The sequence below is a fragment of the Spongiibacter taiwanensis genome (genome assembly GCF_023702635.1).
Classification (GTDB): Bacteria; Pseudomonadota; Gammaproteobacteria; order Pseudomonadales; family Spongiibacteraceae; genus Spongiibacter; species Spongiibacter taiwanensis.
This window is the reverse complement of sequence record NZ_CP098455.1, coordinates 174,479-200,334: the sequence shown is the minus strand read 5'-3', so window position 1 is coordinate 200,334 and position 25,856 is coordinate 174,479. Positions and strand designations below refer to the sequence as shown.

The 25,856-nt window shown below is 56.9% G+C and carries 24 protein-coding genes and 1 tRNA gene; 2 read left to right on the top strand and 23 right to left on the bottom strand.

Annotated elements, in window-relative coordinates:
- Positions 1 to 66: 66 nt before the first annotated feature.
- From clpX to NCG89_RS00985, 21 genes are all read right to left on the bottom strand, one after another.
- Complete coding sequence (gene clpX, locus NCG89_RS01085; protein ID WP_251087927.1) at positions 67 to 1,341, bottom strand: ATP-dependent Clp protease ATP-binding subunit ClpX; 1,275 nt, start codon at positions 1,339 to 1,341, stop codon at positions 67 to 69.
- Positions 1,342 to 1,454: 113 nt separating this feature from the next.
- Positions 1,455 to 2,096, bottom strand: a complete 642-nt coding sequence (gene clpP / locus NCG89_RS01080) for an ATP-dependent Clp endopeptidase proteolytic subunit ClpP (protein WP_285236384.1) — start codon at positions 2,094 to 2,096, stop codon at positions 1,455 to 1,457.
- Positions 2,097 to 2,212: 116 nt separating this feature from the next.
- A complete protein-coding gene (gene tig, locus NCG89_RS01075; RefSeq protein ID WP_251087926.1) occupies positions 2,213 to 3,541 on the bottom strand; it encodes a trigger factor in 1,329 nt (442 codons plus the stop codon).
- Between the two features lie 85 nt (positions 3,542 to 3,626).
- Positions 3,627 to 3,711: transfer RNA gene (locus tag NCG89_RS01070), tRNA-Leu, on the bottom strand.
- Between the two features lie 146 nt (positions 3,712 to 3,857).
- Positions 3,858 to 5,033, bottom strand: a complete 1,176-nt coding sequence (gene fadA / locus NCG89_RS01065) for an acetyl-CoA C-acyltransferase FadA (RefSeq protein ID WP_251087925.1) — start codon at positions 5,031 to 5,033, stop codon at positions 3,858 to 3,860.
- 17 nt (positions 5,034 to 5,050) lie between these two features.
- Positions 5,051 to 7,198: a fatty acid oxidation complex subunit alpha FadB gene (gene fadB / locus NCG89_RS01060; RefSeq protein WP_251087924.1), complete on the bottom strand. Its 2,148-nt coding sequence runs from the start codon at positions 7,196 to 7,198 to the stop codon at positions 5,051 to 5,053.
- Positions 7,199 to 7,344: 146 nt separating this feature from the next.
- The gene (locus NCG89_RS01055) at positions 7,345 to 8,328 is read right to left on the bottom strand and encodes a beta-N-acetylglucosaminidase domain-containing protein (RefSeq protein WP_251087923.1); all 984 of its coding nucleotides are present in this window, start codon (positions 8,326 to 8,328) and stop codon (positions 7,345 to 7,347) included.
- Between the two features lie 80 nt (positions 8,329 to 8,408).
- Positions 8,409 to 9,527 (bottom strand): glycine cleavage system aminomethyltransferase GcvT, encoded by a 1,119-nt coding sequence (gcvT, locus tag NCG89_RS01050; RefSeq protein ID WP_251087922.1) that lies wholly within the window; start codon positions 9,525 to 9,527, stop codon positions 8,409 to 8,411.
- A gap of 69 nt (positions 9,528 to 9,596) precedes the next feature.
- Positions 9,597 to 10,373, bottom strand: a complete 777-nt coding sequence (locus NCG89_RS01045) for a TatD family hydrolase (RefSeq protein ID WP_251087921.1) — start codon at positions 10,371 to 10,373, stop codon at positions 9,597 to 9,599.
- 54 nt (positions 10,374 to 10,427) lie between these two features.
- Positions 10,428 to 10,778 (bottom strand): PilZ domain-containing protein, encoded by a 351-nt coding sequence (locus tag NCG89_RS01040; protein WP_251087920.1) that lies wholly within the window; start codon positions 10,776 to 10,778, stop codon positions 10,428 to 10,430.
- A 25-nt stretch (positions 10,779 to 10,803) separates the two neighbouring features.
- Positions 10,804 to 11,802, bottom strand: coding sequence for a DNA polymerase III subunit delta' (locus tag NCG89_RS01035; protein ID WP_251087919.1), 999 nt, complete (start codon positions 11,800 to 11,802; stop codon positions 10,804 to 10,806).
- Positions 11,795 to 12,445 carry a dTMP kinase gene (tmk, locus tag NCG89_RS01030; protein WP_251087918.1) on the bottom strand — a complete coding sequence of 217 codons (651 nt, stop codon included), beginning with the start codon at positions 12,443 to 12,445 and terminating at the stop codon, positions 11,795 to 11,797. The genes NCG89_RS01035 and tmk overlap by 8 nt, the downstream gene beginning before the upstream one ends.
- The gene (mltG, locus tag NCG89_RS01025; protein WP_251087917.1) at positions 12,442 to 13,518 is read right to left on the bottom strand and encodes an endolytic transglycosylase MltG; all 1,077 of its coding nucleotides are present in this window, start codon (positions 13,516 to 13,518) and stop codon (positions 12,442 to 12,444) included. Before mltG ends, tmk begins: the two co-directional genes overlap by 4 nt.
- Positions 13,515 to 14,342 carry an aminodeoxychorismate lyase gene (gene pabC / locus NCG89_RS01020; protein WP_251087916.1) on the bottom strand — a complete coding sequence of 276 codons (828 nt, stop codon included), beginning with the start codon at positions 14,340 to 14,342 and terminating at the stop codon, positions 13,515 to 13,517. The genes mltG and pabC overlap by 4 nt, the downstream gene beginning before the upstream one ends.
- Complete coding sequence (gene fabF / locus NCG89_RS01015) at positions 14,339 to 15,583, bottom strand: beta-ketoacyl-ACP synthase II (protein ID WP_251087915.1); 1,245 nt, start codon at positions 15,581 to 15,583, stop codon at positions 14,339 to 14,341. Before fabF ends, pabC begins: the two co-directional genes overlap by 4 nt.
- A 130-nt stretch (positions 15,584 to 15,713) precedes the next feature.
- The gene (gene acpP, locus NCG89_RS01010; protein ID WP_183409231.1) at positions 15,714 to 15,950 is read right to left on the bottom strand and encodes an acyl carrier protein; all 237 of its coding nucleotides are present in this window, start codon (positions 15,948 to 15,950) and stop codon (positions 15,714 to 15,716) included.
- A gap of 213 nt (positions 15,951 to 16,163) precedes the next feature.
- Entirely contained in the window at positions 16,164 to 16,901 is a 738-nt protein-coding gene (gene fabG / locus NCG89_RS01005; protein ID WP_251087914.1) for a 3-oxoacyl-ACP reductase FabG, read from the bottom strand.
- Between the two features lie 15 nt (positions 16,902 to 16,916).
- Positions 16,917 to 17,861 carry an ACP S-malonyltransferase gene (gene fabD, locus NCG89_RS01000; RefSeq protein ID WP_251087913.1) on the bottom strand — a complete coding sequence of 315 codons (945 nt, stop codon included), beginning with the start codon at positions 17,859 to 17,861 and terminating at the stop codon, positions 16,917 to 16,919.
- A gap of 35 nt (positions 17,862 to 17,896) precedes the next feature.
- Positions 17,897 to 18,910: a phosphate acyltransferase PlsX gene (gene plsX / locus NCG89_RS00995; RefSeq protein ID WP_251087912.1), complete on the bottom strand. Its 1,014-nt coding sequence runs from the start codon at positions 18,908 to 18,910 to the stop codon at positions 17,897 to 17,899.
- Between the two features lie 8 nt (positions 18,911 to 18,918).
- Positions 18,919 to 19,098 carry a 50S ribosomal protein L32 gene (gene rpmF / locus NCG89_RS00990; RefSeq protein WP_047012154.1) on the bottom strand — a complete coding sequence of 60 codons (180 nt, stop codon included), beginning with the start codon at positions 19,096 to 19,098 and terminating at the stop codon, positions 18,919 to 18,921.
- A 26-nt stretch (positions 19,099 to 19,124) separates the two neighbouring features.
- Positions 19,125 to 19,655: a YceD family protein gene (locus tag NCG89_RS00985; protein WP_251087911.1), complete on the bottom strand. Its 531-nt coding sequence runs from the start codon at positions 19,653 to 19,655 to the stop codon at positions 19,125 to 19,127.
- Between the two features lie 178 nt (positions 19,656 to 19,833).
- Between NCG89_RS00985 and NCG89_RS00980 the strand changes: the two genes are divergently transcribed.
- Entirely contained in the window at positions 19,834 to 20,448 is a 615-nt protein-coding gene (locus tag NCG89_RS00980; RefSeq protein WP_251087910.1) for a Maf family protein, read from the top strand.
- 41 nt (positions 20,449 to 20,489) lie between these two features.
- Here the strand turns inward: NCG89_RS00980 and NCG89_RS00975 are convergent, their stop codons facing one another.
- Positions 20,490 to 21,179, bottom strand: coding sequence for an HAD family hydrolase (locus tag NCG89_RS00975; RefSeq protein ID WP_251087909.1), 690 nt, complete (start codon positions 21,177 to 21,179; stop codon positions 20,490 to 20,492).
- Complete coding sequence (locus tag NCG89_RS00970; protein WP_251087908.1) at positions 21,179 to 22,135, bottom strand: RluA family pseudouridine synthase; 957 nt, start codon at positions 22,133 to 22,135, stop codon at positions 21,179 to 21,181. The genes NCG89_RS00975 and NCG89_RS00970 overlap by 1 nt, the downstream gene beginning before the upstream one ends.
- A 553-nt stretch (positions 22,136 to 22,688) precedes the next feature.
- On the opposite strand from NCG89_RS00970, the gene rne reads away from it, so the two are divergent.
- A complete protein-coding gene (rne, locus tag NCG89_RS00965; protein WP_251087907.1) occupies positions 22,689 to 25,682 on the top strand; it encodes a ribonuclease E in 2,994 nt (997 codons plus the stop codon).
- Positions 25,683 to 25,856 lie beyond the last annotated feature (174 nt).

Genomic DNA, 25,856 nt, shown 5'->3' with positions numbered 1-25,856 from the left:
AAGACTTGACTTGTAAAGAAACTGACAAAATTGCAACGGCGCAGGGGCTGCGCCGTTGCAACTCTATCAATCTTCAGGAGCAGCTTTGCGTTGCTCGCTGTAGACCAGGATGGGGGAGGATTCACCGCAGATGACCGACTCGTCGATCACTACCTTGCTAACATTATCCATAGACGGCAGGTCGTACATGGTGTCGAGCAGTACCGACTCGAGAATCGAGCGCAGGCCACGGGCACCGGTTTTACGAACCATGGCCTTCTCTGCCACCGCGCGCAGACCGTCCTCGCGGAAGTCCACTTCCACCCCTTCCATTTCAAACAGCTTGGCATACTGCTTGGTCAGGGCGTTTTTGGGGTCGATCAGGATACTGACCAAGGCATCGATATCGAGCTCTTCCAGCGTTGCAATAACCGGTAGACGGCCAACGAACTCGGGAATCAACCCGTAACGAACCAAATCTTCCGGCTCGACGTCGGCCAGTACCTCACCGACATTGCGAGAATCGTTTTTGCTCTTTACCTCAGCGCTAAAGCCGATACCGCCTTTCTCGGAGCGATCACGAATGACTTTATCCAGACCGGCAAAGGCTCCGCCGCAGATGAAAAGGATGTTCGCTGTATCGACTTGCAAAAACTCCTGCTGGGGGTGCTTGCGCCCTCCCTGGGGCGGCACCGATGCAACTGTGCCTTCGATCAACTTCAGCAGCGCTTGTTGAACACCTTCGCCAGACACATCCCGTGTAATCGAAGGGTTGTCCGACTTGCGGGAAATCTTGTCAATTTCGTCAATGTAGACAATGCCCATTTGAGCCTTTTCTACATCGTAGTCACATTTTTGCAGCAGTTTTTGGATAATATTTTCAACATCCTCACCGACGTAGCCCGCTTCTGTCAGCGTGGTGGCATCAGCGATGGTGAAGGGTACATCCAGCAGCCGGGCCAGGGTCTCAGCCAGCAGCGTCTTACCGCTCCCCGTTGGACCCACGAGCAGGATGTTACTTTTGCCCAGCTCGACACCGTCTTTACTGGCGTCGCCGTGGCGCAGCCGTTTGTAGTGGTTGTATACCGCTACCGCGAGCACCTTTTTGGCACGCTCTTGGCCAATCACGTACTGGTCCAGGGTGTCATTGATTTCGCGGGGCACCGGAAGCTTTTCGCGACCACCCTCGGTGGCAGCCTCCTGCACTTCTTCGCGAATAATGTCGTTACAGAGGTCCACGCACTCATCGCAGATGAATACGGAAGGACCGGCAATTAGCTTACGTACTTCGTGCTGACTCTTTCCACAGAAGGAACAGTAGAGCAATTTACCGTTATCGTCTCCGCTGTTTTTACTACTCATGCGTTTCCACCTTGTTCAATTCGGCCAGCAAAAAACTGGCCAGTGCCACAGCACCTACAGGGTTAAAGATGACCGCTTTGCCCCCCTTTTGCAAGTCAGGGCTTGCCCCAGGATCAGGCAGCTGGTTTACGCTCGGAGAGCACCTGGTCGACCAAACCGTAGTCGCAGGACTGCTGGGCATTCATGAAATTATCCCGCTCTGTGTCCTTGGCAATGGTCTCGTAGGTCTGCCCGGTGTGTTCAGCCATCAGGTGGTTCAGACGCTCGCGGATAATCAAAATTTCACGGGCGTGGATATCAATATCGGTCGCCTGCCCCTGAGCGCCGCCACTGGGCTGGTGGATCATGGTGCGGGCGTTGGGGAGGATAAAGCGCTTACCCTTCTGACCACCGCTCAGCAGGAAGGCGCCCATGCTGGCCGCCTGACCGATGCACATCGTGCTCACGTCGGGCTTGATGAACTGCATGGTGTCATAGATAGACAGACCCGCCGTCACCGAGCCCCCAGGTGAATTAATGTATAGATGGATGTCTTTGTCGGGATTTTCCGATTCTAAAAACAACATTTGGGCAACGATCAAGTTTGCCATATGGTCTTCAACCGGGCCGACGCAGAAAATCACCCGCTCTTTCAGCAAACGAGAGTAGATATCGTAGGAGCGCTCGCCACGGGCGGTTTGCTCAACAACCATCGGGATCAGGCCCAGGCTATTGATCTGGCTCTTACTCATTCCATCAAAGCTATTATTCGACATAAATCTCCACTCTCAAGCGTCGTAGGCCTCGCCTACGTTATTAGATGCCCAAAAAAAATCAAGCGACGGAACGTGAGTTCAGTCGCTTGAAGGAGGGGGACGTCGCGACGTCTGGTTTAAGACGCGTCGTCTTCCTGCTGAGGGGGCGACAAGACTTCCTCGTAACTCAAAGTTTCTTCGCTAACTTTTGATTTTTCAAGTAGTTTTTCTACTACTTCCTCTTCCACAACCATCGCCTGGATCTGCTGAAGCTGCTGGGGGTTGCCCATATACCAGTTGATGATCTCGTCTTTGTCTTCGTAGCTCTCGGCCATTTCTTCCAGGGCTGCTTTCACCTTGTCCTGGCTGGCAGTAATACCTTCGGCGTTGATCAGTTCATTCAACACCAGACCCAACTTCACCCGACGCTCTGCGTTTTCGCGAAACAGGTCGTCTGGCAGGATGTCGGCCGGATTCAGTTTCTCGGCAAGCGCGCCGAACTGCTGCATCTGCTGCTTGCGCAGTGCATCGATCTCCTGATCGACCAAGGCCTTGGGAACCTGCATATCGCTGTGCAGGTCCAGAACACCTTCCATCACTTGATTCTTAATGCGGGCCTTGCTCGCGTTTTTCAATTCCCGAGTCATGTTTTTTTCGACTTCAGCGCGGAAGGCCTCTTCGCCGCCTTCTTTCACACCGAACATTTCGTAGAACTCGTCATTAAGCTCGGGCAGTACTTTTTCATTTACCGCATTGACCTTGATGGCGAATTCAACTGCAGCGCCTTTCAGCGCTTCGTTGTGGTAATCCTCGGGGAAGCTCAATGCCAGCGTCTTTTCCTCGCCGGCAGAAAGCCCAACAATGCCATCTTCAAAGCCGGGAATCATGCGACCGGAGCCCAGCTCCAATTTGCTGCCCTCGGCGCTGCCGCCATCGAAGGCCTCGCCATCTTTAGTGCCGGCGTAATCAATATCAACCTGGTCGCCCAATTGAGCGGCTCGCTCGGCAGCCTTCCAGCTGGCGCGCTGCTTGCGCAGATTTTCAATCATATTGTCGATATCTGCAGGAGTGACTTCGGCAACGGGTTTTTTCACCTCGATACCGCTGTAATCCTTAGTTTCGATCTCTGGGAATACTTCGAAGGTGGCAACAAATTCGACGTCCTTCCCTTCTTCCAGGCTTTTAGGCTCGATTTCAGGACGGCCCGCTGGCTTCAGGCCCTGCTGCTGGATCGCCTCGTAGAAGGACTCATTCATTACCTCGCCCAGCACTTCCATCCGCACTGACTGGCCGTAGCGCTGGCGGATAACCCGCATGGGCACTTTGCCGGGACGGAAGCCGTTCAGCTTCACTGTTTTCGCGGCTTCTTGCAGACGGCTATCAACCGCACTGTCGATGCGCTGCGAAGGCACAGCGACAATAAGGCGGCGCTCTAAACCGGACGTGGTTTCGACGGAAACTTGCATGGGAGGTCCTCAATACAGAACTGGCAACATAAACAGCTGTAGAAATAGCGGTCTCGATCAGCTATTTATTAAAATTCTTGGAAAATGGTGCGGATGGAGAGACTCGAACTCTCACGCCTTGCGGCACCAGAACCTAAATCTGGCGTGTATACCAATTTCACCACATCCGCCCGTCAAGCCATCTAAGCTATTGAAATAAAACGGCTTAAACAAAAATCGCGCAGCTTCCGGCCACGCGAGGCTCGAGATTGTGCCACAGCACCAAGACAGGATCAAGCCGGGGCAAATCCCCGGCTAACGCAGCAATAAGGCGACTCTACACTCGCTCGATGATCGTACTGATCCCCTGCCCCATGCCAATGCACATGGTCGCCAGGCCCACTTGGGTGTCCCGCTGTTCCATGACATTAAGGAGGGTGGTCACAATTCGGGTACCGGAGCAGCCGAAGGGATGTCCCAGCGCTATCGCTCCGCCGTGAAGGTTGACCTTCTCATCCATTGAGTCCAGCAGCTTGAGATCTTTTAATACCGGCAAGGCCTGGGCTGCGAAGGCCTCGTTGAGCTCCACAGTCTGGATGTCACTCATGCTCAGCCCCGCCCGCTTGAGCGCCTTGTGGGTTGACGGTACCGGCCCATAGCCCATGATGGACGGATCGACCCCGGCAACCGCCATCGACACAATCCGGGCCCGAGGGGTGAGGCCCAGTGCCGCGGCCCGCTCACCCGACATCACGATCATCGCCGATGCGCCGTCGGCGATTTGGGAGCTCGTTCCGGCGGTCACCGTGCCGTTTTTGGGATCGAAGGCCGGGCGCAGCTGGGACAGCCCCTCGAGGGTGGTGTCGCCGCGCACCGTGGTGTCCGCTTCAACAAGAATTTTGTTGCCCGCCTCGTCGTGGCCTTCCATCGCCAGAATTTCGTTGCTGAAGGCACCGCTCTCCTGGGCGGCTGCCGCCAATTTGTGGGATCGCAAACCAAACTGGTCCTGCATTTCGCGGCCGATGCCGTGCATCATCGCCAATGCCTCAGCGGTCATGCCCATCATGCCGGCCGCCCGGGCGACGTATTTGCTCGCCTGAGGATTGGGGTCCACACCGTGATCCATTGCCAGGTGCCCCATGTGTTCTACCCCACCCACCAGGAAGGTATCTCCCTGCCCACTCATGATGGAGGCGGCAGCAGTATGCAGTGCCGACATCGACGAACCGCACAGACGGCTGACGGTTTGGGCGGCGACCTCGTGGGGCAGCGCCGTCATCAGTGACACCATGCGGGCAATGTTCCAGCCCTGTTCGTTGGTTTGGTTCACACAGCCCCAAATCACATCCTCGAAACTGGCGGGATCGACACCGGTGTTTCGAGCCAGCAAGGCATTCACCAGCCCGGCAGAGAGATTTTCTGCACGAACATTGCGAAAAACGCCATTTTTGGAGCGGCCCATCGGGGTGCGGGCTGCGTCGATAATTACTACGTCTGTTGCTTTATAAGTCATCTCAATTCTCCGCCCGCTTAACCGAAAAAGCTGTTCTTGTCGGCAGCCATGCTGCGCAGACTATCAGTGGCCTGATACAACTTGCCCAGTTCGGCATAACGGTCTGCCAACTCGCAGAAAGTTGCCGCGCCCATTTGATCAATGTAGCGAATCGCGCCACCCCGGAAGACCGGGAAGCCAATCCCCATGATCAAGCCCATATCAGCATCAGCCGGAGAACTCACTATCCCCTCATCCAGGCAGCGAACGGTCTCAATACACATGGGCAGCATCATCCGTGCGAGGATGTCTTCGTCGCTGACCTCTACCTTGCCCGTCGCCACCGCAGCGGCAATGGCCAGGGCCTGCTCATCTTCGGTCTTGCGAGGCTTGCCTTTGGCATCCTCCTGATAAGCGTAAAAACCAAGACCGTTTTTCTGCCCGAGCCGTTTGGCATCAAACATGGCGTCAGACACCCCTTTGAAATCGTGCTGCATCCGATCAGGGAAACCTTCGGCCATTACTGCAGCGGCGTGCTTGCAGGTGTCGATGCCGACCACGTCCATCAAGTAGGCCGGCCCCATCGGCATACCGAAGTTTTCCATTACCCGGTCAATGCGACGGAAGTCCACGCCATCCCTGACCAGCATGTTGAAGCCGGCAAAATAGGGAAACAGCACACGGTTGACGAAGAACCCGGGGCAATCGTTAACGACGATGGGGGTTTTACCCATCTTGAGTGCATACTTAACCACTCTGGCGACCGTGGACTCGGATGTCTTTTCTCCCCGGATGACTTCCACCAGTGGCATCGCGTGGACCGGATTAAAAAAGTGCATACCGCAGAAGTTTTCCGGGCGCTTGAGTGCCTGGGCCAGAAAGCTAATCGAAATGGTAGAGGTATTGGACGCGAGCACTGCGTCGTCACGCAGATGCTGCTCTGTCTCTGCCAGCACCGCCTGCTTCACCTTTGGGTTTTCCACCACGGCTTCGACGACCACATCCGCGCTGTCAAAGCCGTCATAGGTCAGCGTGGGCCGAATGCTGCTGAGTACGGCAGCCATTTTTTCCGGTGCCATTTTGCCGCGGGCCACCCGCTTGGACAGCAGTTTGCCCGCCTCCTTCATACCCAGCTGCAAGCCCTGGTCGGCAATGTCCTTCATCAGGATCGGGGTGCCCTTGTAGGCAGATTGGTAGGCAATACCACCGCCCATAATCCCGGCGCCCAGGACCGCGGCCTGTTTCACTTCACCGCCCTCTTTGGCGTAAGCCTTGGCCGTTTTATTGACTGCCTGGTCATTGAGAAAAATACCGATCAATGCCGCCGCCTGGGGAGTTCTCGCCAGCTTTATGAAATGATCGATTTCAACTTCAATCGCATCGTCACGGTTAAAACCGGCATTGCGCTCCATTGATTTCGCGACGGTTAGCGGTGCCGGCATGTTTTTGCCAGCCTGCTGGGCGATCAACGCCTTTCCTGTGGTAAAGGCCATCATGCGTTCGATTTCATTGAGCTTCACCGGGCTCTTCTTTTCATCCCGCCGCGCCTGGAAATCAAATTTGCCCGCCAAGCACTGCTTGAGCAGGTCCAAAGCAGATTTCTTTACCAGCTCCGGCGCCACCACGGCATCGACGCCCCCGTCTTTCAGGGCCGCATCCGCCCGTTTTTGATCCCCGGTGGCGGCCCACAGCATTGCATTATCACAGCCGATTAACCGCGGCAGGCGCACCGTGCCGCCAAAGCCTGGGTTGATACCCAATTTGACCTCGGGCAAGCCAACCACGGCACTGCTCGACATGACCCGGAAGTCACAGGCAAGGCACATTTCATAACCACCGCCGAGGGCAATTCCATTAATCGCTGCCACGGTAGGCACACTTAGATCTTCAAACCGGCTGAATACGCCATTGGCGTGAGAAAGCCACTCACGCAGCTCTGTGTCGCTAAGCTTGAACAGGCCGGTGAACTCCGTAATGTCCGCGCCGACGATAAACACGTCTTTGGCGCTGGTCACCAGCACCCCCTTCACACCCGGTTCTTCCGCCAGTGCGCGGGTCGCCTCATCGAGTTCCTGCAGCGTTAAGCGATTGAATTTGTTGACAGAGTCGCTCTGCGCATCGAAACAGAGCTCGGCAATGCCATCTTCCAGAAACGAGGCACTGAGTGCCTTGCCTTGATAGATCATGAAGTCTTCCTCAAATCAGTTGCCACGGTCGGACTTGTTACTGTTATGTTTACACCGTAAACACAGGATCACAAAAGTACTTGATAGGCTCGCTATTGGCAAGCCCTCGATATGGATTAAGCACATTATGAGGGAGAGCGTCGCGCCTATTCTGTGAGGCAATTGGGGTCAAAGCGGTAGGCTTCATTCAGCCACTCCACCACTTCGACGGCCATGGGATGATCGATGGCGCCATACTCGGCCACACGCTGCTGTTTCTCAGCGTCGGTCATGCCATCGAGTCCACGGCACTGGAAGGCCTGCCAATCCCGGCCCAGCAAATATTGCAGGGACGCAGGAATATCACAGTCTGACAGCGCCAGGGTATCGCAAGGATCGCTGAGCGGCGCATGAAGACTGGTCAGTGCGAGCTGGTTCAGGCTGAACTGATTCATGGGGTTGCTGAAGTGCCCGCGACAGCGCGCAGGATCGATCCCCGCTCGTTGGCTGAAAGGTGCCAGATGCAGAAAGCGGCTGGTTTTGCGTCCGTCATTGACCGGGTAGTTGTCCCACAACAGCGGGGGCCGACCCAAAGTCGCTGTGGCAGCGGCAATATCTGCAGCGCTTATTGACTCACTGACAACCTTGTTGCCGGTCCAAAGCAAATCAACGGATGGCGGCAACCCGGCATTAAGTTGCTCGAAATAGCCAGCGGGACAGTCCCCGAAGATCTCTTCCAGAATGGGATCAAAGCTGTAGTAACTCGGGCACACGGCAATGCGCGTCTGCGGCAGGGAGTCCAGAACACACTCCGCCACCCGCAACTGGTTAGCGGCAAGCTCGGGATTCCCAGCGGGCAAGTCATCGAAGAGTAACCAGAGCGTATCTATCTGAAGCTGACGTATGCTCGCCAACTTGGCAGAAAGTGTTGCCAGATCCGCCTGATTGCAGGTGGCCTGTAACCCGGCCGGAGACAGCCCTACCCCCCACTGCAATCCTGCGTGATGAAACGCCTCGCCGAGACGGTGCAGTCGGCTGAACTGCTCAGGGCTAAAGGGTTGCTGCCAGTGACTGCGCAGACTGGCATCGCCCTTGGGCGCGTAAATGTAACAATCCAGCTGCCATTGGCGCATTAAGGTGGGCAGTGACATCCGCTGCGACCAATTCCATTGGCGCCCGTAAAACCCCTCTACAATTCCATGTTGAAACGCCACGACAGCCCGCCCCCGCGTCAGCCTCTAAAATATCGCTGGGTGATGTAGGGTTTGGCCCGCGGCGTAACACCGATACGCTTCCCCCGTACCGCGGCAAACAGCGCATTACCTGCCGCCAGGGCGGCACTATCAACGTAGGCCATGGCGATGGGTTTGCTCACACTGGGGCCAAAGCCGCCACTGCACACCTGACCTATAACGGTGCCATCGTCCAACACCACTTCGGCGCCATCGCGGACCGGCGCCCGGCCATCGATATCCAGCAGCACCCGCTTGCGCTGACAACCCTGTTCAATCTGTTGACCGATAACATCCGCACCTGGGTAACCGCCACTGCGCTCGCCGCCAGGGCGCCGAACCGGCGATATTGCCCAAAGCAAGCTGGCCTCAATCGGGGTGGTGCATTCATTCAGCTCGTGGCCGTACAGACATAACCCCGCCTCTAGACGAAGTGAATCCCGAGCGCCCAGTCCGATCAGTTCCACCTCGGGCTCAGCCAACAGGCGTTTTGCCAACGACTCCACCTGGTCGTTGGGAATCGATAATTCAAAGCCATCCTCGCCGGTATAGCCCGAGCAACTCAGCCAGCACGCAACTCCATCCACCTCAATATGAGCCGTCTCCATGAACGCCAGCTCGGCCACACTCGGGGCCAACCGAGCGAGTACCGCCCGGGCGCTGGGCCCCTGCAACGCGAGCAAGGCCTGATCTGCAAGGTATTCGCACTTCACCGACGAAGGCAATGACGCGCGGAGATGGGCCAGATCCGCCTCCTTGCATGCGGCGTTGACCACCAAGTGAAAGTAGTCGCCGCAGTTGGCCACCATCAAGTCATCGATCACCCCGCCCACTTCGTTTGTCAGCAGACCATAGCGCTGTCGATCCACAGGTAAACCCAACACATCAATGGGCAGCATCGCCTCCAGGGCCGCGGCTGCATTGGGCCCAGAGACACGAATCTGCCCCATATGGGACACATCAAACAAACCCGCCGCGCTGCGGGTATGAAGATGTTCTTTCAGCACCCCCATCGGGTATTGGACCGGCATCAGGTAGCCAGCAAAAGGCACCATTTTTGCGCCTCGGGCAAGATGAAAATCGTACAACGGGGTTTTACTGAGGGAATCGGGGGACAAAGTGCTTCTCCGAGGTTAATAGCGGTTACGTAATTTACTGGCTGGCCCTCGCCGGGTTGCGAAGCGGCCTCAGCCAGCCAAATTAAACAGGGCGTCAAAATTGCGGGTGGTCTCCTCGGCCACCTGGCCCAGAGACAGGCCCTTCAGCTCGGCAACACACTCGGCGACTTCGCGTACGTACTTGGGCTCGTTCTTCTTGCCACGATAGGGTACCGGCGCAAGATAGGGAGAATCGGTTTCGACCAATAACCGCTCCATGGGTACCCGGCGGACCACGTCGCGCAATGCTTCGGCATTCTTAAAGGTAATGATGCCGGAAAAGGAAATGTAGTAACCCATATCGATTGCCGCTTCGGCCATTTCCCAGCTCTCGGTAAAACAGTGCAATACCCCGGCAACCTGCGAATCCCCATGCTCGGCGATGAGCGCCAAGGTGTCTTCTCGCGCCTCACGAGTATGGACTACCACGGGCTTTCCACAGCGCGCTGACACCCTCAGGTGGCGGGCAAAGCTCTCCTGTTGGGCGATCTTGTTTTCCTGACTGTAATAATAATCCAGACCAGTTTCGCCAATGGCCACCACCTTCGGGTGATCGGCCAGAGCCAGCAAAGTTTCCTCAGCGCAGAGGCTGTCACTGATATCCAATGGATGAACACCCACCGAGGCGTAAATATTGTCAAAGCGCTCGGCAATACCCACTACGTCGGGGGCATTGTTCATATCAATGCCGATACACAGCATGCGCTCAACACCGCGCTCGCCAGCGGCGGAAACGGCGGCGGCAAGATCGCCGTCGTACGGCGCCAAGTTAATTCGATCTAAATGACAGTGACTATCAACAAGCATAGGTAATCCGAGTAAGACTTAGCGGTGGGACGCTGGGGCCCAGTGCCCCCGCGGTTACATGGTGTGGGTGGGCTTTTCAGACTCGAGTATGCCGGCCAGATAGGCCTCAATTTTTTTATTGGCGCTGTTGTCTTCGCCAATAAACTGCACACCGATACCAGCGGCCCGGTTACTCTGCGCGCCTCGGGGAGTAATCCAGATCACCCGCCCCGCCACCGGCAGTTTCTCCGTCTCGTCCATCAGACTGAGCAGCATGAAAACTTCATCGCCGATGTTGTAGACCTTGGTGGTGGGCACGAACAGGCCCCCGTCCTTGATAAAAGGCATGTAGGCGGCATACAGCACCGCCTTGTCCCGAATTGTCAGAGAAAGGATGCCATTTTTTGCACTCTGGGGACCACTCATCAAAAGACTCCAAAGACCCTAGCCATTACCGCTGCTGCGACCGGCGAGTATTGTGACAGAGATTGCGCCAATCCAGCAAAATTCCCTCCCAGAGCAGTCGCTTGTTCAGGGCCGCCCCCCGAGACACCTGATTGAGACTGCGCTGAGCATCGTCCAATCGCTGAAATACCAGTTTGCTATCCAGTCGCGTCATGTCACGCCAGGGCGCTGGCAGTGCAGTGGCGACACCAGCCAACGTGCCAATCAAACTTTGCAAACGCCGCACCCACCATTGCAAGCTTTGTTCTGGCTCCTCTTCGGCCAGCGTCTCGGCAACCCTCAGCAATCCGTTGTTGCCTTCCAGCAGGCTTGTAAGGGCCTCATCCAGCTGAGCGAATCGCTCCACACCACCGCTTTCGATCAGCTGTCGAGCGGCCAGAGGACGCCCCCCGCCCTCTGCCAATGCCCGTCCAATAAGGGCGGGGTCATCAACACAGGTACGCAACCACTGCTCGCTCTGGGCCGTATCCGGGACGGCAACAGCCATTTGCATGCAGCGCGAACGAATCGTTGGCAGCAACTGGCTGGCGGCATGACTGATCAGAATTAACAGGGTTTGCGGCGTTGGCTCCTCAAGGGTTTTCAACAGGGCGTTGGCAGCGCTGATATTCATCGCCTCAGCGGGCCGCAAAACAACAATCTTATAACCATCTTCCCGGTGTGCCCGCTGGACCACCAAGCCCTGCAAGTTTCTGATCTGGTCAACGCTGATCTGCTTCTTGCCCTCGGCGAAGCTGATATCAACAAAATCAGGATGCTGCCCCTCTTGATTCCAGCGGCAGGCCTGGCATTGCCCGCAGGCAAAGCCGGCGTTGGGTTGGTCACACAGCAGGCGGCCCGCAAAGGCCCGCGCCAGCCGCGTTTTACCAATACCTTCCGGACCGGAAAGTAACAGCGCATGAGGCAATCGCCCGGCCGTCACCAAATCGGTCAAATTCTGCCAATGGCGGGTTTGCCAGGGATAAGGAACCATCGCCTCAGTCATTGGCCGACGACTCCTGGCGAACCATTGGCGCGAAAAGCGCACGAATATCTGTCTGTACAGCGGCCAAATCCCGACTCGCATCAACCACCCGATAGCGCTCCGGTTCGGCGGCGGCCCGAGCCAAATAACATTGGCGCACACGCTCAAAAAAGGAAATCTGCTCTTGCTCGAAGCGATCCAACGCGCCGCGCTTGCCTGCCCGATTCATGCCGATTTCAACCGGCGCGTCTAGCAGCAAGGTCAGGTCCGGCCTGCGCTCACCCTGCACCAGCGTCTCCAGCTGGGCGATTGTGTCAGCCCCCATGCCCCGGGCCGCGCCCTGGTAAGCAAACGTGGCATCGGTGAAGCGATCGCAGAGTACCCATTTGCCCGCAGCCAGCGCCGGTGCAATCCGCTGTTCGAGGTGCTGCGCCCGGGCAGCAAAGACCAGTAACAGCTCGGTCATATCGCAGACTTTTTCGTCCCGCGGGCTCACCAGTAACTCCCGGATCGCCTCCGCCAGCGGGGTTCCACCGGGTTCCCGGGTTTGAATAAAATCAATACCCGCCTCAGACAGGAGCTCGGCAATCAGCGAGATATTGCTCGATTTGCCGACGCCCTCGGTGCCCTCAATAGTGATAAAAAGTCCCTGGGATACCGTCACTGCGCCGCCTCCTCGGAAGTCGGCTGGTTGTTCACCGGCGGCGCGGACCGGTAATCACTTCGCCGCTTTTCAATCTGATAATGACGAACCGCGGCTTCGTGCTCGGCCAGAGTCGCCGAAAACTGATGAGTTCCGTCACCTTTGGCCACGAAGAACAGCGCATCCCCCTCACCTGGATGCATTGCCGCATGGATGGCCTCCCTGCCGGCCAGCGCGATGGGCGTGGGAGGCAGGCCATTGTGTCGGTAGGTGTTGTAAAGATTGGATTCGTCTCGTAAATGGGTTCCCCGCAGATTCCCGGCGTACGCATCGCCAATGCCGTAAATCACGGTTGGGTCGGTCTGCAATCGCATTCCAGCAGCAAGCCGCCGGACAAAGACACCGGCAATCGCATCGCGCTCGTAGGCGACACCCGTTTCCTTCTCAATAATTGAGGCCATAATCAGTGCCTCGTACGGCGACTGGTAAGGCAGGCCAGCATCCCGAGCCTGCCACTCCTCATCTAGCACCCGCAACATTTTGCGATACGCTCTATTCAAAATGACGCTGGGTTGTTCGCCCAGATGATAGTCATAGGTGTCGGGAAAGAAGGCACCCTCAGGGTGAGGCGCAATCGGGTCGTCCACCCCCAGTATCGCCCACAGGGTTTCATCCGCTGGCAGCGCTTGGGTCTGCAAACTGCTTTGCTCGCTAAGGTATTTGATCACCTGCGAGAGGCTCCACCCCTCTACCAGGGTCAACTGGTGACGAACGACCTGCCCCGATTGCATCATCGACAATGCCTCGGCAACGGTTTGTCCCGGTAACAGGCGATACTCACCGGCTCGAATCTGGGCAGCCGGGGGGTAAAGCCGCCCGTAAAGCTTCAAAGCCGCCCCGCGCTCAATCAGCCCCTCGGCCTGAAGCTGGTTCACCATCGCCGAAAAACCAGTTCCTACCGGCAAAATAAAGGAGCGCTCGTCATCCAGATCTAGGGACTGATTAAGGTTTGCGTTGAAATACCAGGCGGCGAGTAAGGCCAAGAACAGCAGCGGCAACATGCCGGCCATCAAGAGGCGAAACAATTTTCTCAATTAAATAGCTCCTCGAATTCTTGTTGTAATTGTCGAGCCACCGGGCCAACCGACTTGGTCAAACACTCCACCTTGGTCACCGGCCAAATACCAAACACACTATTGCAAACAAAAACTTCGTCAGCGGCTGCCAGATCCGGGTAACCGAGCCGACCAATTTTAACGGGCTGACCACCTTGGTGGGCCCATTCCAAAACCTTAGCGCGCATAATGCCGGCAACCCCTGCCTCGTTCAGACTGGGTGTCACCAGCACTCCCCCCCGCACAATAAACACATTGCTACGGGTGCCTTCAATGAGGGCGCCCCGCGAGTCAAACATCAAGCCCTCCACCGCCCGGCGCTGCAATAGTTCCCGCGCGCCAAAAACCTGCTCCAGGCGATTGAGGTGCTTGACCCCCGGCAACAGGCAAGGACTTGCCAATCGATGCTGACAAACGATGGCCTCGATCCCTCGCTGCCAGGCAACCCGAGCGGGCGCGCCGGACGACAGCGTTAGTAGCCGTTCCGCCTTTGCCGTTGTCGGTGCATAGCCCCGCCCCTGTGCGCGGCGAAACAAGACCACTTTCAGAATCGCAAAAGGGGCATCACAGCTCGATACAAAGTGATGTATTTCAGATGAAATAAGATCGGTATCACACTGTATTTCAAGAAGTTTACTGCCGCGCTCAAGGCGGTCAAGATGGGCGTCCAGCCAAACGGGACGGCCATCACGCACCAGGATAGTTTCAAATAGCCCATCGCCGTAGGCAAGCCCCCGGTTGTCGGGGGCAATGCCGGTCAGCCGATTGCCATTAAGCAAATGGCGTTGCGCGCCGATGGTCATATTCCCTTTCGGGTAAACAACAGGCTGCCGTTGGTGCCGCCGAAACCAAATGAATTGGAAAGCGCATAGTCTATTTGCCGGGATTGCGCGGTATTGGGCACGTAATTGAGGGGGCAGTTTTCGTCGACGTTCTCCAGATTAATCGTTGGCGGTGCAACCTGGTCGCGCAGGGCCAGAATACTGAAGATTGCTTCTACCGCGCCGGCTGCGCCCAATAAGTGCCCTACCATTGACTTGGTTGAGCTGACCGCGACCTGACTGGCCGCCGCGCCCATCAGTGCTTCGATTGCCCGGCTTTCTGCCACATCCCCCGCTGGCGTCGAGGTGCCGTGAGCATTGATATAGTCGATACAGTCAGCAGACAAACTCGCATCGCTCAGGGCATTGCGCATTGCGGCCAATGCACCACGACCATCTTCCGGTGGCGACGTCATATGGAAGGCATCGCTACTCATGCCAAAACCGACCAATTCGGCGTGGATGGTCGCACCTCGAGCTTTGGCGTGTTCATACTCTTCTAGCACTAGCATGCCCGCGCCATCGCCCAGTACAAACCCATCCCGGTCCCGGTCCCATGGACGGCTGGCGCCCTGGGGATCATCGTTGCGGGTGGACATCGCCCGGGCCGCCGCAAATCCGCCGACACCCACCGGCGTAGTCGCCATTTCAGCGCCACCCGCCAGCATGACATCGGCATCGCCATAGGCGATGGCACGCGCTGCCATGCCGATATTGTGGGTGCCCGTGGTGCAGGCGGTGGTCACCGCAAAGGTGGGCCCCTGCAGGTTGTGCTTTATGGATAGCACACCAGCCACCATATTGATGATGGCGCCTGGCACGGTAAAGGGAGAAAGCTTGCGGGGACCGCTGTTTTCGATGATCACCCGGCTATTTTCTATCAGGCCAATACCGCCAATGCCCGAACCGATGGCCGCGCCGAAGCGGTGACAATTTGCGTCAGTAACTTCAAGACCACTGTCGGCCAGGGCCTCTTCTGCGGCAGCAACACCGTAATGAATGAAGGGGTCAAAACGCTTTGCCTCCTTCGGTGCCATAAAGTCGGCGACATCGAAATTTTTTACTTCGCCACCGAATCGGGTGGCGTATTGTGAGACATCAAAACGCGAAATTTCTGCGATGCCGCTTTTTCCGGCAAGAATGTTTTCCCAGGTAGCCGCAACGGTATTCCCCAAAGGGCTAACCATACCCAACCCAGTGATGACGACCCGCTTTTTGCCCATAACTGTCTCCCGGCGATGAAAACTGTCGGATGATACCCCGGGGCTAATTCAGTCGCGCCCGGGCAAAAAAAAAGCCGCCCTAACTCAATAGAAACGGCTTCTTCAACGGCTGGACCGTTAGGAACAGCGCTTACTGGAGATTTTCTTTGATGTAATCGATCGCCAGTTTAACGGTGGTGATTTTCTCAGCTTCTTCATCGGGAATCTCGGTCTCGAATTCCTCTTCCAAGGCCATAACCAGTTCCACCGTGTCGAGAGAGTCAGCACCCAGGTCTTCTACGAAAGAAGCGGACTCTTGTACGTCCTCCTCTTTCACACCCAGTTGCTCTGCAACAATCTTCTTGACGCGTTCTTCAATGCTACTCATGGTCGTTGATGACTCCTGATTGATATTAAAATTTGGGCTGACCTGTAGAGATCCGGAATACCATCCATCGCTTCGAAAAAGGCCAAGCTACCGAGTTAGTGTTTGTACCGCTCAGCACTTGGGCGCTAATTCTAACCCGAGTCCGAGCCCTTGTGCATAGAAAAAGGCGAAAAAATCACATTCCGAAGCAAAAAGCGCTTACAGAACAGATGTTTACGCCATATACATGCCGCCGTTCACATGGATTGTCTCACCCGTGACATAGCCTGCGCCCTCGCTGGCAAGAAAGGCGACTACCGCAGCAATTTCCTCACTCTCACCGAGACGCTGCATGGGTATCTGTGCCTTCAGAGTGTCACGTTGATCTTCGGGCAATTTTTTAGTCATATCGGTATCGATAAAACCGGGTGCCACCGCGTTTACGGTAATGCCTCTGGAGCCAATTTCACGGGCCAATGCCCGGGTAAATCCGTTCATCCCAGATTTGGCTGCGGCGTAGTTCGCCTGGCCAGCATTACCCATCGAACCCACCACGGAGCTGATATTGATGATCCGCCCCCAGCGGGCCTTGGTCATGCCGCGCAAACACGCTTTGCTGAGGCGATACAGGGAGTTGAGATTGGTGTCGATCACATCGAACCACTCATCATCCTTCATGCGCAGCATGATATTGTCTTTGGTAATGCCGGCATTGTTCACCAGCACCTGCGGTGCGCCAAAAGTGTCGCTGATCTCTTTGACCAGGGCATCGACCGACGCGCTATCGGCAATGTTCAACACCCGACCTTCGCCTTTCAACCCGACTTCTTTAAAACCAGCAGTAATGGCGTCGGCGCCCGCTTCCGAGGTCGCGGTACCAACCACCTGCATACCGGCCTGGGCCAAAGAATGGGCGATGGCCTTGCCGATACCACGGCTGGCGCCAGTCACCAGGGCGACTTTGTCTGTCATTGTTCTCTCCTTATTTTACGCTTGCAGTGCCGCCAGGGCGGCATCCAGCGTCTCGGGGGTTTCGATATTCAAGCATTCCAGGGATTTTTGAACACGCTTGTTCAAGCCGCTGAGGACTTTGCCGGGACCACATTCAACCGTGGTCTCAACACCGGCTTCAAGCATCGCCTCCACGCAGGAGACCCACTTCACCGGACTGTAGATTTGCTCAACCAGTAGCGCCTTAATTTTTTCCGGATCCGCCTCAGTCGCACCGTGCACGTTGTGTACTACCGGAATTGCCGGTGCGCCAACACTCAGCTGGGCAAGCGCCTCTTGCAGTTTCTCGCCGGCCGGACGCATCAGTGACGTATGGAAAGGCGCGCTGACGGGCAATGGCATGGCACGCTTTGCCCCGGCTTCTTTTAATAATTCGATCGCCCGGTCCACCGCGGCTACCTGGCCGGCAATAACCACCTGGCCCGGGGAGTTGAAGTTGACCGCTTCAACCACACCCGCCTCGCTGGCTTGCTGACAAATCGCAACAATTTGCTCATCATCCAGCCCGAGCACGGCAGCCATGGCGCCCTCACCCACCGGAACGGCGGTTTGCATGGCCTGGCCGCGGGCGCGGACCAGTTTTACCGCATCTGCAAATTGCAGGCTCCCGGCGCAAACCAGCGCGGAGAATTCGCCCAGGCTGTGCCCTGCCATCAGCGCAGGTTTGGCGCCACCGAGCTCACACCATAAACGCCATACGGCCACACTCGAGGTCAGCAATACAGGCTGGGTGGTTTCGGTCAGGTTCAGCTGTTCTTGCTGACCATTTTGCACCAGATCCCACATATCGTAGCCAAGGGCCTCTGAAGCTTCGTCAAAGGTGGCCCGAACGCTGGCGTGGGCTGCGGCCAATTCAGACAACATTCCCACCTTTTGGGAACCTTGCCCCGGAAATACGAACGCGACTTTCTTGCTTGTCATTCCATCTTCCTTATTTGGTCTACCAGTGATTGAAATTAATGCTCAACCATCACCTCGATCTGCCGGGCAATTCGGGCAGGAAGGTCAAGCTCAACCGCCTGTACAGCGTGGCGGATGGCATTTTGAAAACTGCGGGCATGGGAGCGACCATGGCTTTTCACTACCACGCCCTTCAGCCCTAGCAGGGCGGCGCCATTGTAACGCTCGGGATTGATTTGTTGGCGAAAAGAACGCAGCAAGGGTTTGGCTGCCGCGCCCACGAGACGTCCGTAGACCGTGCGCTTGAACTGGCTTGCCAGTCCTTCGCCAATAAACCGTGCGGTACCCTCGCACACTTTCACCGCGACGTTGCCAACAAAGCCCTCGCAGACAACTACATCGGCCGCGCTACCGAGGATATCGCCACCTTCAACAAAGCCGGCATAATTCAAGCTGTTGTCTTTTCTGATCAACTCGGCCGCATCGCGCAGATACTCTTTGCCCTTCAACAGCTCTTCGCCAATGTTGAGCACTGCGACTCGGGGCGACGGCTTGTTGTCCAATATACAGGCCAGCGCGCTGCCCATAATCGCAAACTGATGCAGCTCATCGGCATCGCCATCCACGTTGGCGCCCAGATCAAGAACAAAGGTGTGCCCGCTGCGAGATGGTATCGGCGCACAGATGGCCGGGCGGCGAATGCCGGGAATGCGCTCAACAATAAAACAGCCCATGGCGACGAGCGCACCGGTATTGCCAGCGCTGACCACGCCATTGGCGCGGCCATCCTTCAGCATTTCCAGCGCCATCCCCATGGAGGAATGACGTTTTTTGCGCAGCGCGACCGACGGCTTTTCATCCATCGCAACCGCGCAATCACTGTGAACAATCTCAAGACGAGTGCTATCGAAACGCTTGCCCTGAATGGCGGCGTCGATAGCGTGCTTATCACCGATGAGGGTAATGTGTAGGCGGGGATTTTCGCTGATTGCCGCGAGAGCGGCAGGGATTGAGGAGCGGAGACCGAAGTCTCCGCCCATAGCATCAACGGCGAGACGCAGTGATGCCACTTAACAACTTAGTCGTCTTTGCCAGCAACTACTTTGCGGCCGCGGTAGAAGCCGTCTGCGGACACATTGTGACGCAGGTGCTTTTCACCGCTGGTCTGATCAACAGACAGAGCAACACCAGTCAACGCGTCGTGTGAACGGCGCATTCCGCGGCGCGAACGTGTCTTTTTACTTTTCTGAACAGCCATGGCTCAATAATTCCTCGTACTAAAAATTAGTCTTTGGGCTTTAATTGCCCTAACACCGAAAACGGCGAACTGCCCTCCGCCTTAACCTCCACCTCGTCTTCAGCGGGCGCGAACTCTGCGGAGTTCGGCGCCGAGCACTGATCAACGTCGTGGTAGTTGACAAAGGGCGTGTTCAAAATCAACTCGTCCTGTAACAGCTCCGCGAGCACCAATCCTTCTTCGCCCACCAATAGAGGGTCGAGAGACTTGGGTAACGCCTTGGCCTGCTCATCGGTCCACACAATCGCTAGCTGGAAATCAGCCTCGATACCAATAGCCATTGCCTGCAAACATCGCTCACAGACAACATCGACCTCAGTATTGAGTTTACCGTCGAGGCGGTAAAAGCCCTGCAAGTCGCGATAGAAGTGAAAATCGACCTCTACCACACCACGATCAGATGCCAATCCCTCCCTAAAACGAGTCAGCGCCACAACTGGTTCCGTAGCGGCTATCTCGGTGCCGATGGCGGCGAATTTTCGCGCATCCACCAGCCGGGGAAGGGGCTGTCTTTGCATAGGCGCGCAATCATAGGGATTTCGCCTAGCCTTGTCAAAGCAAACCGCTGAGTTTCCTCGACAAATCCGGTAATTTAGGGTCAGTATTTGCGCCGAAGTGGGCCGTTGCACCATGGCCCCATTTACGCCGCGCTTATTGCGACACCTTGCCACCCCAAAAACACCGGTATCGACACCAATGAATTCTACCCCCACTCCGCCGGATCGCCGGCTATTAGTGCTTGCCTCCCAGTCCCGCTATCGCCTGGCAATGCTGCAAAAACTCCACCTCGACCCGCTCTGCCACCCAACCCACATTGATGAATCCCCCATCAAGGGCGAATTACCTCAACAAACCGCGTTGCGCCTGGCTTGCGAGAAGGCCGATGCGGCCGCCCAGCATCATGCCCGCGCACTGATCATCGGCAGCGATCAGGTAGCGGAACTGGACGGCCAACCCCTCGGCAAACCCGGCACCCGCCAACGCGCCGTTGAGCAGCTCAGCGCCTGCTCCGGAAAAAGCGTGCTGTTTCACACTGCCGTCTGTTTACTCAACAGCGCCACTGGACGCAGACAACAAAGCTGCGAAACCGTAACGGTGAAATTCCGGCCACTGTCTGCCGACTTTATCAGTGGCTATTTAGAAAGAGAGGATGTGCTGGATTGCGCGGGCAGTTTTAAGTCTGAGGGCCTGGGTATCGCCCTGTTCAAATCGATTGAGGCAACCGACCCCAACACGTTACAAGGCCTGCCGGTCATTCGCCTGCTCGACTTTCTCGCCCAAGAGGGCTACGGCCTATTTCCGGAAGGTTAGCGCAGGCGCTTCCTGTCGCCATGCCGTCCCTGCCGGCCCGCTCACTGGGGCCGCGGCGGCCAAATTCCATAATGCTCCGAACTGCGCTGGGCAATCTGCTGAACAATCGGCGGCAGTTCGCTCATGCAGTCAATCAAGGCCCGGGGCTGCCACCGGCGCAGGCGACTGATCTGATGCGCACCGTAGGTCACGCCAATGCGGGGCATATTGATTCGACTGGCCATTTCCAGGTCGTATTCGGTATCTCCAATCATTAACGCCTCTTCGGGCGACTCGGAAAACACCTCGCATAATTCCAACAGCATTTGTGGGTCGGGTTTGGATGCTGTCTCGTCCGCGCAACGTGTTGCCGAGAACAAACGGGATACCGGCAAATGGCGAAATACCCGATCCAGGCCGCGCCGACTTTTACCGGTAGCCACACAGAGGGTGTGCCCCTCACGCTTCAAAGCCTGCAGGCTGTCCTCGACATTGGGAAAAAATGGACAAGGCGTGACATCGGCGCTGGTAAAGGCCTTGGAATAGGCCTCCCGCATCGCAAAGGCTGCAGCTCGACTCAGATCCGGATGCAGGCGACGAATCGCCAAGCTCAGCTCCAACCCGATGATATTGCGAATTTCGCCAGCAGAGCGCGGCGGTAAGCCCAACTCTATTGCCGCTTTTTGCATGCAGGCAATAATCTTGTCTTCAGAATCAAGCAGGGTTCCATCCCAGTCAAAAATAATAAGCATTACAAAGAAATACCTGACTTTTCTAAAAATTCTTTTAATTCAGTAGGCAGCGGCGCCTGAACCGATATATGGCGCCCGTCCAGGGCAAACGCCAGGCTGTGGGCATGCAGAAACAAGCGCCGCAACCCTCGCTGCTTTGCCGCCAGATTGGCGTTGTCATCGCCGTACTTTTCATCACCCAGGATGGGATGACCGGCATGCAGACAGTGAGCCCTGATTTGATGGGTGCGGCCAGTAATCGGCCGGGCTTCCACCAAGCTCACCCCCCCTTCCCTGGCGATCACCGAGTATTCGGTCAGCGCCCGCTTGCCCTCCAGCTCCACCCTGACCATCCGCTCACCGGACTGCAGGACATTTTTCTGCAAGGGCGCATTGACCTGCACTTTGCGGGTTGGCCAACTCCCCGCCACCGCGGCTAGGTATCGCTTCTCAACGCCTTTCTTGCTTTTCAGCATTTCGTGGAGTTGTTTAAGCACCGAGCGCTTTTTTGCCACCATCACGCAGCCGGAAGTATCACGATCCAGGCGGTGCACCAATTCCATTGAACGATGCTCGGGAAAAACCTGGCGCAGACTTTCGATCAGACCAAGGGAAACACCGCTACCGCCGTGCACTGCCAGCCCTGATGGCTTGTCGATAATCAGCAGGCCGGCATCCTCATACAACACCGAGGAGCGAATTTTGTCTGCCAGGTCGCCCGAAACCCGGCTTTCTGCCGGCCGATCTGCCAGCCTGACCGGCGGGATGCGCACGGTATCCCCCTCCACCAATTTGGTATCGGGTTTCACTCTCGCTTTGTTAACACGGACTTCGCCGCGCCGAATAATGTTGTAAATCTTTGACTTAGGAACGCCTTTTAATTCGCGAACTAAGAAATTGTCGATACGTTGACCGTCAAACTCAGCGGATACCGCCAGAAATTTAACCGCAGGATTGATGACGGCATCCGAGGCCACGATAATCTCCCGTAACTCATTGAGAATCCAGTTGAATGCTGATATATTCCGCCCGGTACGAATTGGGCTTGGTTCCCGCCATAGCGTGGCTATGAGGTGAGGGAAAACCGCCAGTTCTGTACTGTGGGGTACGCACTGCGAATCGTTTCGCAGCACCCTTAAATTTTTGAACAGTTGGTGCGCTGGCTGCATTCTAGCCTAGTGTCGGCGCACAATTTAATAGTACTGCCGAATTTGTTAGTCACCGGCATGTGACAGAACTCTGAAACGCGACGTAGACGACGTTACCAATACTGGCGTGCGATTGACGCCCGATAGTAATAGATGAAACACGCCGCTACTGCCCTCCCAAAACCGAGCGCAGTGTGCGAAGAACGGGCTGGAAAGACCAGCCCCTGACTGGCGCGGATTGAACCCCCGAGCTGAACCAAAAACCTGAAGTTTGTTACCAGGTCCGGCCCCTGAGGGCCCAAGGACAGCCCAGTCAAAGCGCTTGAAGACGATCCGTCACATGAGCGGACTAGCAATTCCCGGCATTTCGGGATATTTGCTCATGAAAAGAATGTTAATCAATGCAACTCAACCAGAGGAGTTGCGCGTTGCCCTGGTCGATGGCCAGCGACTGTACGATCTGGATATTGAAAACCGCACCCGCGTCCAAAAGAAAGCCAATATTTATAAAGGCACCATCACCCGGGTGGAGCCCAGCCTTGAAGCGGCGTTCGTGGATTTTGGCGCCGAGCGTCACGGCTTTCTCCCCCTCAAAGAAATCTCCAAGGAATATTTCTACCGCACCCCCTCCGATGTCAGCGGTCGGGCCAAGATCAAAGATCTGGTCAAGGAAGGCACCGAAGTTATCGTCCAGGTAGAGAAAGAAGAGCGTGGCAATAAGGGCGCTGCCCTGACCACCTTCATCAGCCTCGCTGGCCGGTACATGGTGCTGATGCCCAACAACCCCCGCGCGGGCGGTATCTCCCGCCGCATTGAAGGTGAAGATCGCAGCGCCCTCAAAGACGCCCTTAGCAGCATTACCATCCCGGACGGCATGGGCGTGATTGTGCGCACCGCGGGTGTCGGTCGCAGTTCCGAAGAATTACAGTGGGATTTGGACTACCTGCTCCACTTGGCAAGCGCCATCAAGCAGGCCGCTACCGAGCGCAAAGCCCCAATTCTGATCCTGCAGGAAAGCAACGTCATTATCCGCGCCATTCGCGACTATCTGCGCGACGATATCGACCAAGTGTTGATTGATGGCGAAGATTCCTTCAACGAAGCCATGCATTTCGTTGAGCAGGTCATGCCCCACTACAAAAACAAGGTTCGGTTCTACCAGGACCCGGTGCCGCTGTTTAACCGCTACCAAATCGAAAGCCAGATCGAATCCGCCTTCCTCCGTGAAGTGCAGCTGCCCTCGGGTGGCTCCATTGTGATTGATCCGACCGAGGCGCTGGTATCAATCGATATCAACTCTGCCCGGGCCACCAAGGGTGGCGATATCGAAGAAACCGCGCTGCAGACCAACCTGGAAGCCGCCGACGAGATTGCCCGGCAATTGCGCCTGCGCGACATCGGCGGCCTGATCGTGGTCGACTTCATCGACATGATGGCGGCCAAAAACCAGCGCGAAGTCGAGAACCGGGTTAAAGATGCCATGGAGGCCGATCGCGCCCGGGTTCAGGTTGGCCGGATCTCACGGTTTGGTCTGCTGGAAATGTCCCGCCAGCGCCTGCGGCCCTCGCTGGGCGAAACCAGCGCCAAAGTCTGCCCTCGCTGCAGCGGTCAAGGGACGATTCGCGACACCAAATCCCTCGCCTTGTCGATTCTCCGCCTGGTTGAAGAAGAAGCCAATAAAGAGAAGAGCGCGGAAATCCGTGCCATTGTGCCGGTCAATGTCGGCGCCTACCTGCTCAATGAAAAGCGCGAAGCCATTCAAGCCATTGAACAGCGCTGTGGTGTACGCGTGGTGGTCATTCCCACCCCGACGCTGGAAACGCCCCACTTTGACGTTCAGCGCCTGCGGGAAAATGACCTGTCAGAGGAAGCCGAGGTCAGCTACAAAATCGCTTCAGAGTTGAAAGCAGAGGCCGAAGCGCAAGAAGAGGAAATCGCCCCGGCCCAGCCCGCGCCGGCTGCTGTAGTGCGTACATTAGCGCCAAAGGCGCCCTCTCCCGTCGCACCAGCCGCCGACCCGGTCGCACCAGTGGCGGCCAAACCCGAAGCTGCCGCGCCGTCGGCGCCCCAACAACCCGGTTTCTTCAGCCGTCTCGGCAAGGGTCTTGCCACCCTGTTCGCCGGTGAGCCGCCGAAACTCGAGACGCCAGTAGAACCGGTTGAAGCGCCACAAGAACCCAGCGAAGAAAAACGCCAGCCCAAGGGCAATGGTGAGCGCCGTAACAACCAGCGCAATCGCAACAATCGCCGCGGCGGCGACAACCGGCAAAACCGCAATCGCAATGACAATCGCGGCAACCGGGATGACGAAACCAGTAAAGCCGCCAGCAATCAAGAAGATGCGCCAAAGCGGGAAAAGCCGGCCCCTCAATCCCAGGACGACAGCAGCCAAGAGCAGGATAGCAGCCAGAATGCACGTCCAAAGCGTCGTCCCAACAACCGCAAGCCGCGCTCACCACAAGAGCGTCGCCGCAGCAAGGCACCAGAAGATGCTTTGCCGGCCGAACAGCGCAGCAATGAGGCTTCTGGCGAGGAAAGCGCTGACATCACCCCGCCGGTGAACGCAAGCGAAGACACTGCCCGGGAAAAGCCAGCTCGCGAAAGCAGACAGCGCCCCCGTCGCGAGCGCGCCAACCGCCAGGAAGACAAGGAAGCCCGTCAGAATGCGGTTGAACAAAGCAGCATCGCAGCGAGCGAAGCCGCTGAAGTTGCCGAAACCGCAGTGGAAGACGCACCGGCGCCCGCCTCAGTCACAGCGGAGGTTGTGGTTGAAAAATCAGTAGTAGAAACCGCCGCTACTGATACCGCGGGCACTGAAGAGGTCGCGGACCAAACCCCAGCGGCGCAGGTTACGGCCGCCGAGCCTGCCGTTGCCACAGAAGCTCCGGCAGAGCCAGTGGAGGCCAACGTGAAAGAAGACGTGGCCGCCACTGCAGAACCACAGGCCACCGAAAACCCTGAGGAATCGAAGCACTCGGTCGCAGCAGAAGCCAGCCAACCGGCCGCCCCAGAGACCGCCGAGCAGGCACCAAAGGCCTCTTTCGAGGCAGCAAATGCCGCGGAAATTGGCACCGAGGGTGACCAGGCCAGCGACAAGGCAGACCCCGTTGCCGCCGAAGCGACCCCGGAGGTCGATGCGCCCGCCCCAGTCATTGCCCCGGCATCTGCGCCTGCGGCAACCGTGCCCAGTAGCACTGAGCGTGTTCGACCCACCGGACGCGCAGCGAACGACCCCAGAGTGGCGCCCAAGCCCGTCAGCCAGGTGGATATTACGACCAATCGGCCGCGCCCTCCGGCGCTGGACCCAAGCGTAATGGCCAGCCCCAACCCTGACCGACCCGTGCTGCCCAGAGCCGCGAACGATCCGCGCAACTAAATTTGACCCGATTTCGGTCACCTCGGAGCCCGGCCTTTGCCGGGCTTTTTTTCGCCTCAAGCCTGCTGTGCGGGCTGCAGTTTACTCAGAGGTCGCGCCATCGAGCTGATTTTTAAGTTCTTTTTTGTCTGGCGCTTGTTTCCAAAACCAAGCTCTGTATAATCTCGTCTGCCG

Excerpts from the sequence above, each read along its gene's own strand:
- clpX (WP_251087927.1), bottom strand. The coding sequence starts at position 1,341 with ATGAGTAGTAAAAACAGCGGAGACGATAACGGTAAATTGCTCTACTGT.
- clpP (WP_285236384.1), bottom strand. The coding sequence starts at position 2,096 with ATGTCGAATAATAGCTTTGATGGAATGAGTAAGAGCCAGATCAATAGC.
- tig (WP_251087926.1), bottom strand. The coding sequence starts at position 3,541 with ATGCAAGTTTCCGTCGAAACCACGTCCGGTTTAGAGCGCCGCCTTATT.
- fadA (WP_251087925.1), bottom strand. The coding sequence starts at position 5,033 with ATGACTTATAAAGCAACAGACGTAGTAATTATCGACGCAGCCCGCACC.
- fadB (WP_251087924.1), bottom strand. The coding sequence starts at position 7,198 with ATGATCTATCAAGGCAAGGCACTCAGTGCCTCGTTTCTGGAAGATGGC.
- NCG89_RS01055 (WP_251087923.1), bottom strand. The coding sequence starts at position 8,328 with ATGTCACTGCCCACCTTAATGCGCCAATGGCAGCTGGATTGTTACATT.
- NCG89_RS01045 (WP_251087921.1), bottom strand. The coding sequence starts at position 10,373 with ATGCTTGTTGATAGTCACTGTCATTTAGATCGAATTAACTTGGCGCCG.
- NCG89_RS01040 (WP_251087920.1), bottom strand. The coding sequence starts at position 10,778 with ATGAGTGGTCCCCAGAGTGCAAAAAATGGCATCCTTTCTCTGACAATT.
- NCG89_RS01035 (WP_251087919.1), bottom strand. The coding sequence starts at position 11,802 with ATGACTGAGGCGATGGTTCCTTATCCCTGGCAAACCCGCCATTGGCAG.
- pabC (WP_251087916.1), bottom strand. The coding sequence starts at position 14,342 with ATGACCATCGGCGCGCAACGCCATTTGCTTAATGGCAATCGGCTGACC.
- fabF (WP_251087915.1), bottom strand. The coding sequence starts at position 15,583 with ATGGGCAAAAAGCGGGTCGTCATCACTGGGTTGGGTATGGTTAGCCCT.
- acpP (WP_183409231.1), bottom strand. The coding sequence starts at position 15,950 with ATGAGTAGCATTGAAGAACGCGTCAAGAAGATTGTTGCAGAGCAACTG.
- fabG (WP_251087914.1), bottom strand. The coding sequence starts at position 16,901 with ATGACAGACAAAGTCGCCCTGGTGACTGGCGCCAGCCGTGGTATCGGC.
- fabD (WP_251087913.1), bottom strand. The coding sequence starts at position 17,861 with ATGACAAGCAAGAAAGTCGCGTTCGTATTTCCGGGGCAAGGTTCCCAA.
- rpmF (WP_047012154.1), bottom strand. The coding sequence starts at position 19,098 with ATGGCTGTTCAGAAAAGTAAAAAGACACGTTCGCGCCGCGGAATGCGC.
- NCG89_RS00985 (WP_251087911.1), bottom strand. The coding sequence starts at position 19,655 with ATGCAAAGACAGCCCCTTCCCCGGCTGGTGGATGCGCGAAAATTCGCC.
- NCG89_RS00980 (WP_251087910.1), top strand. The coding sequence starts at position 19,834 with ATGAATTCTACCCCCACTCCGCCGGATCGCCGGCTATTAGTGCTTGCC.
- NCG89_RS00975 (WP_251087909.1), bottom strand. The coding sequence starts at position 21,179 with ATGCTTATTATTTTTGACTGGGATGGAACCCTGCTTGATTCTGAAGAC.
- rne (WP_251087907.1), top strand. The coding sequence starts at position 22,689 with ATGAAAAGAATGTTAATCAATGCAACTCAACCAGAGGAGTTGCGCGTT.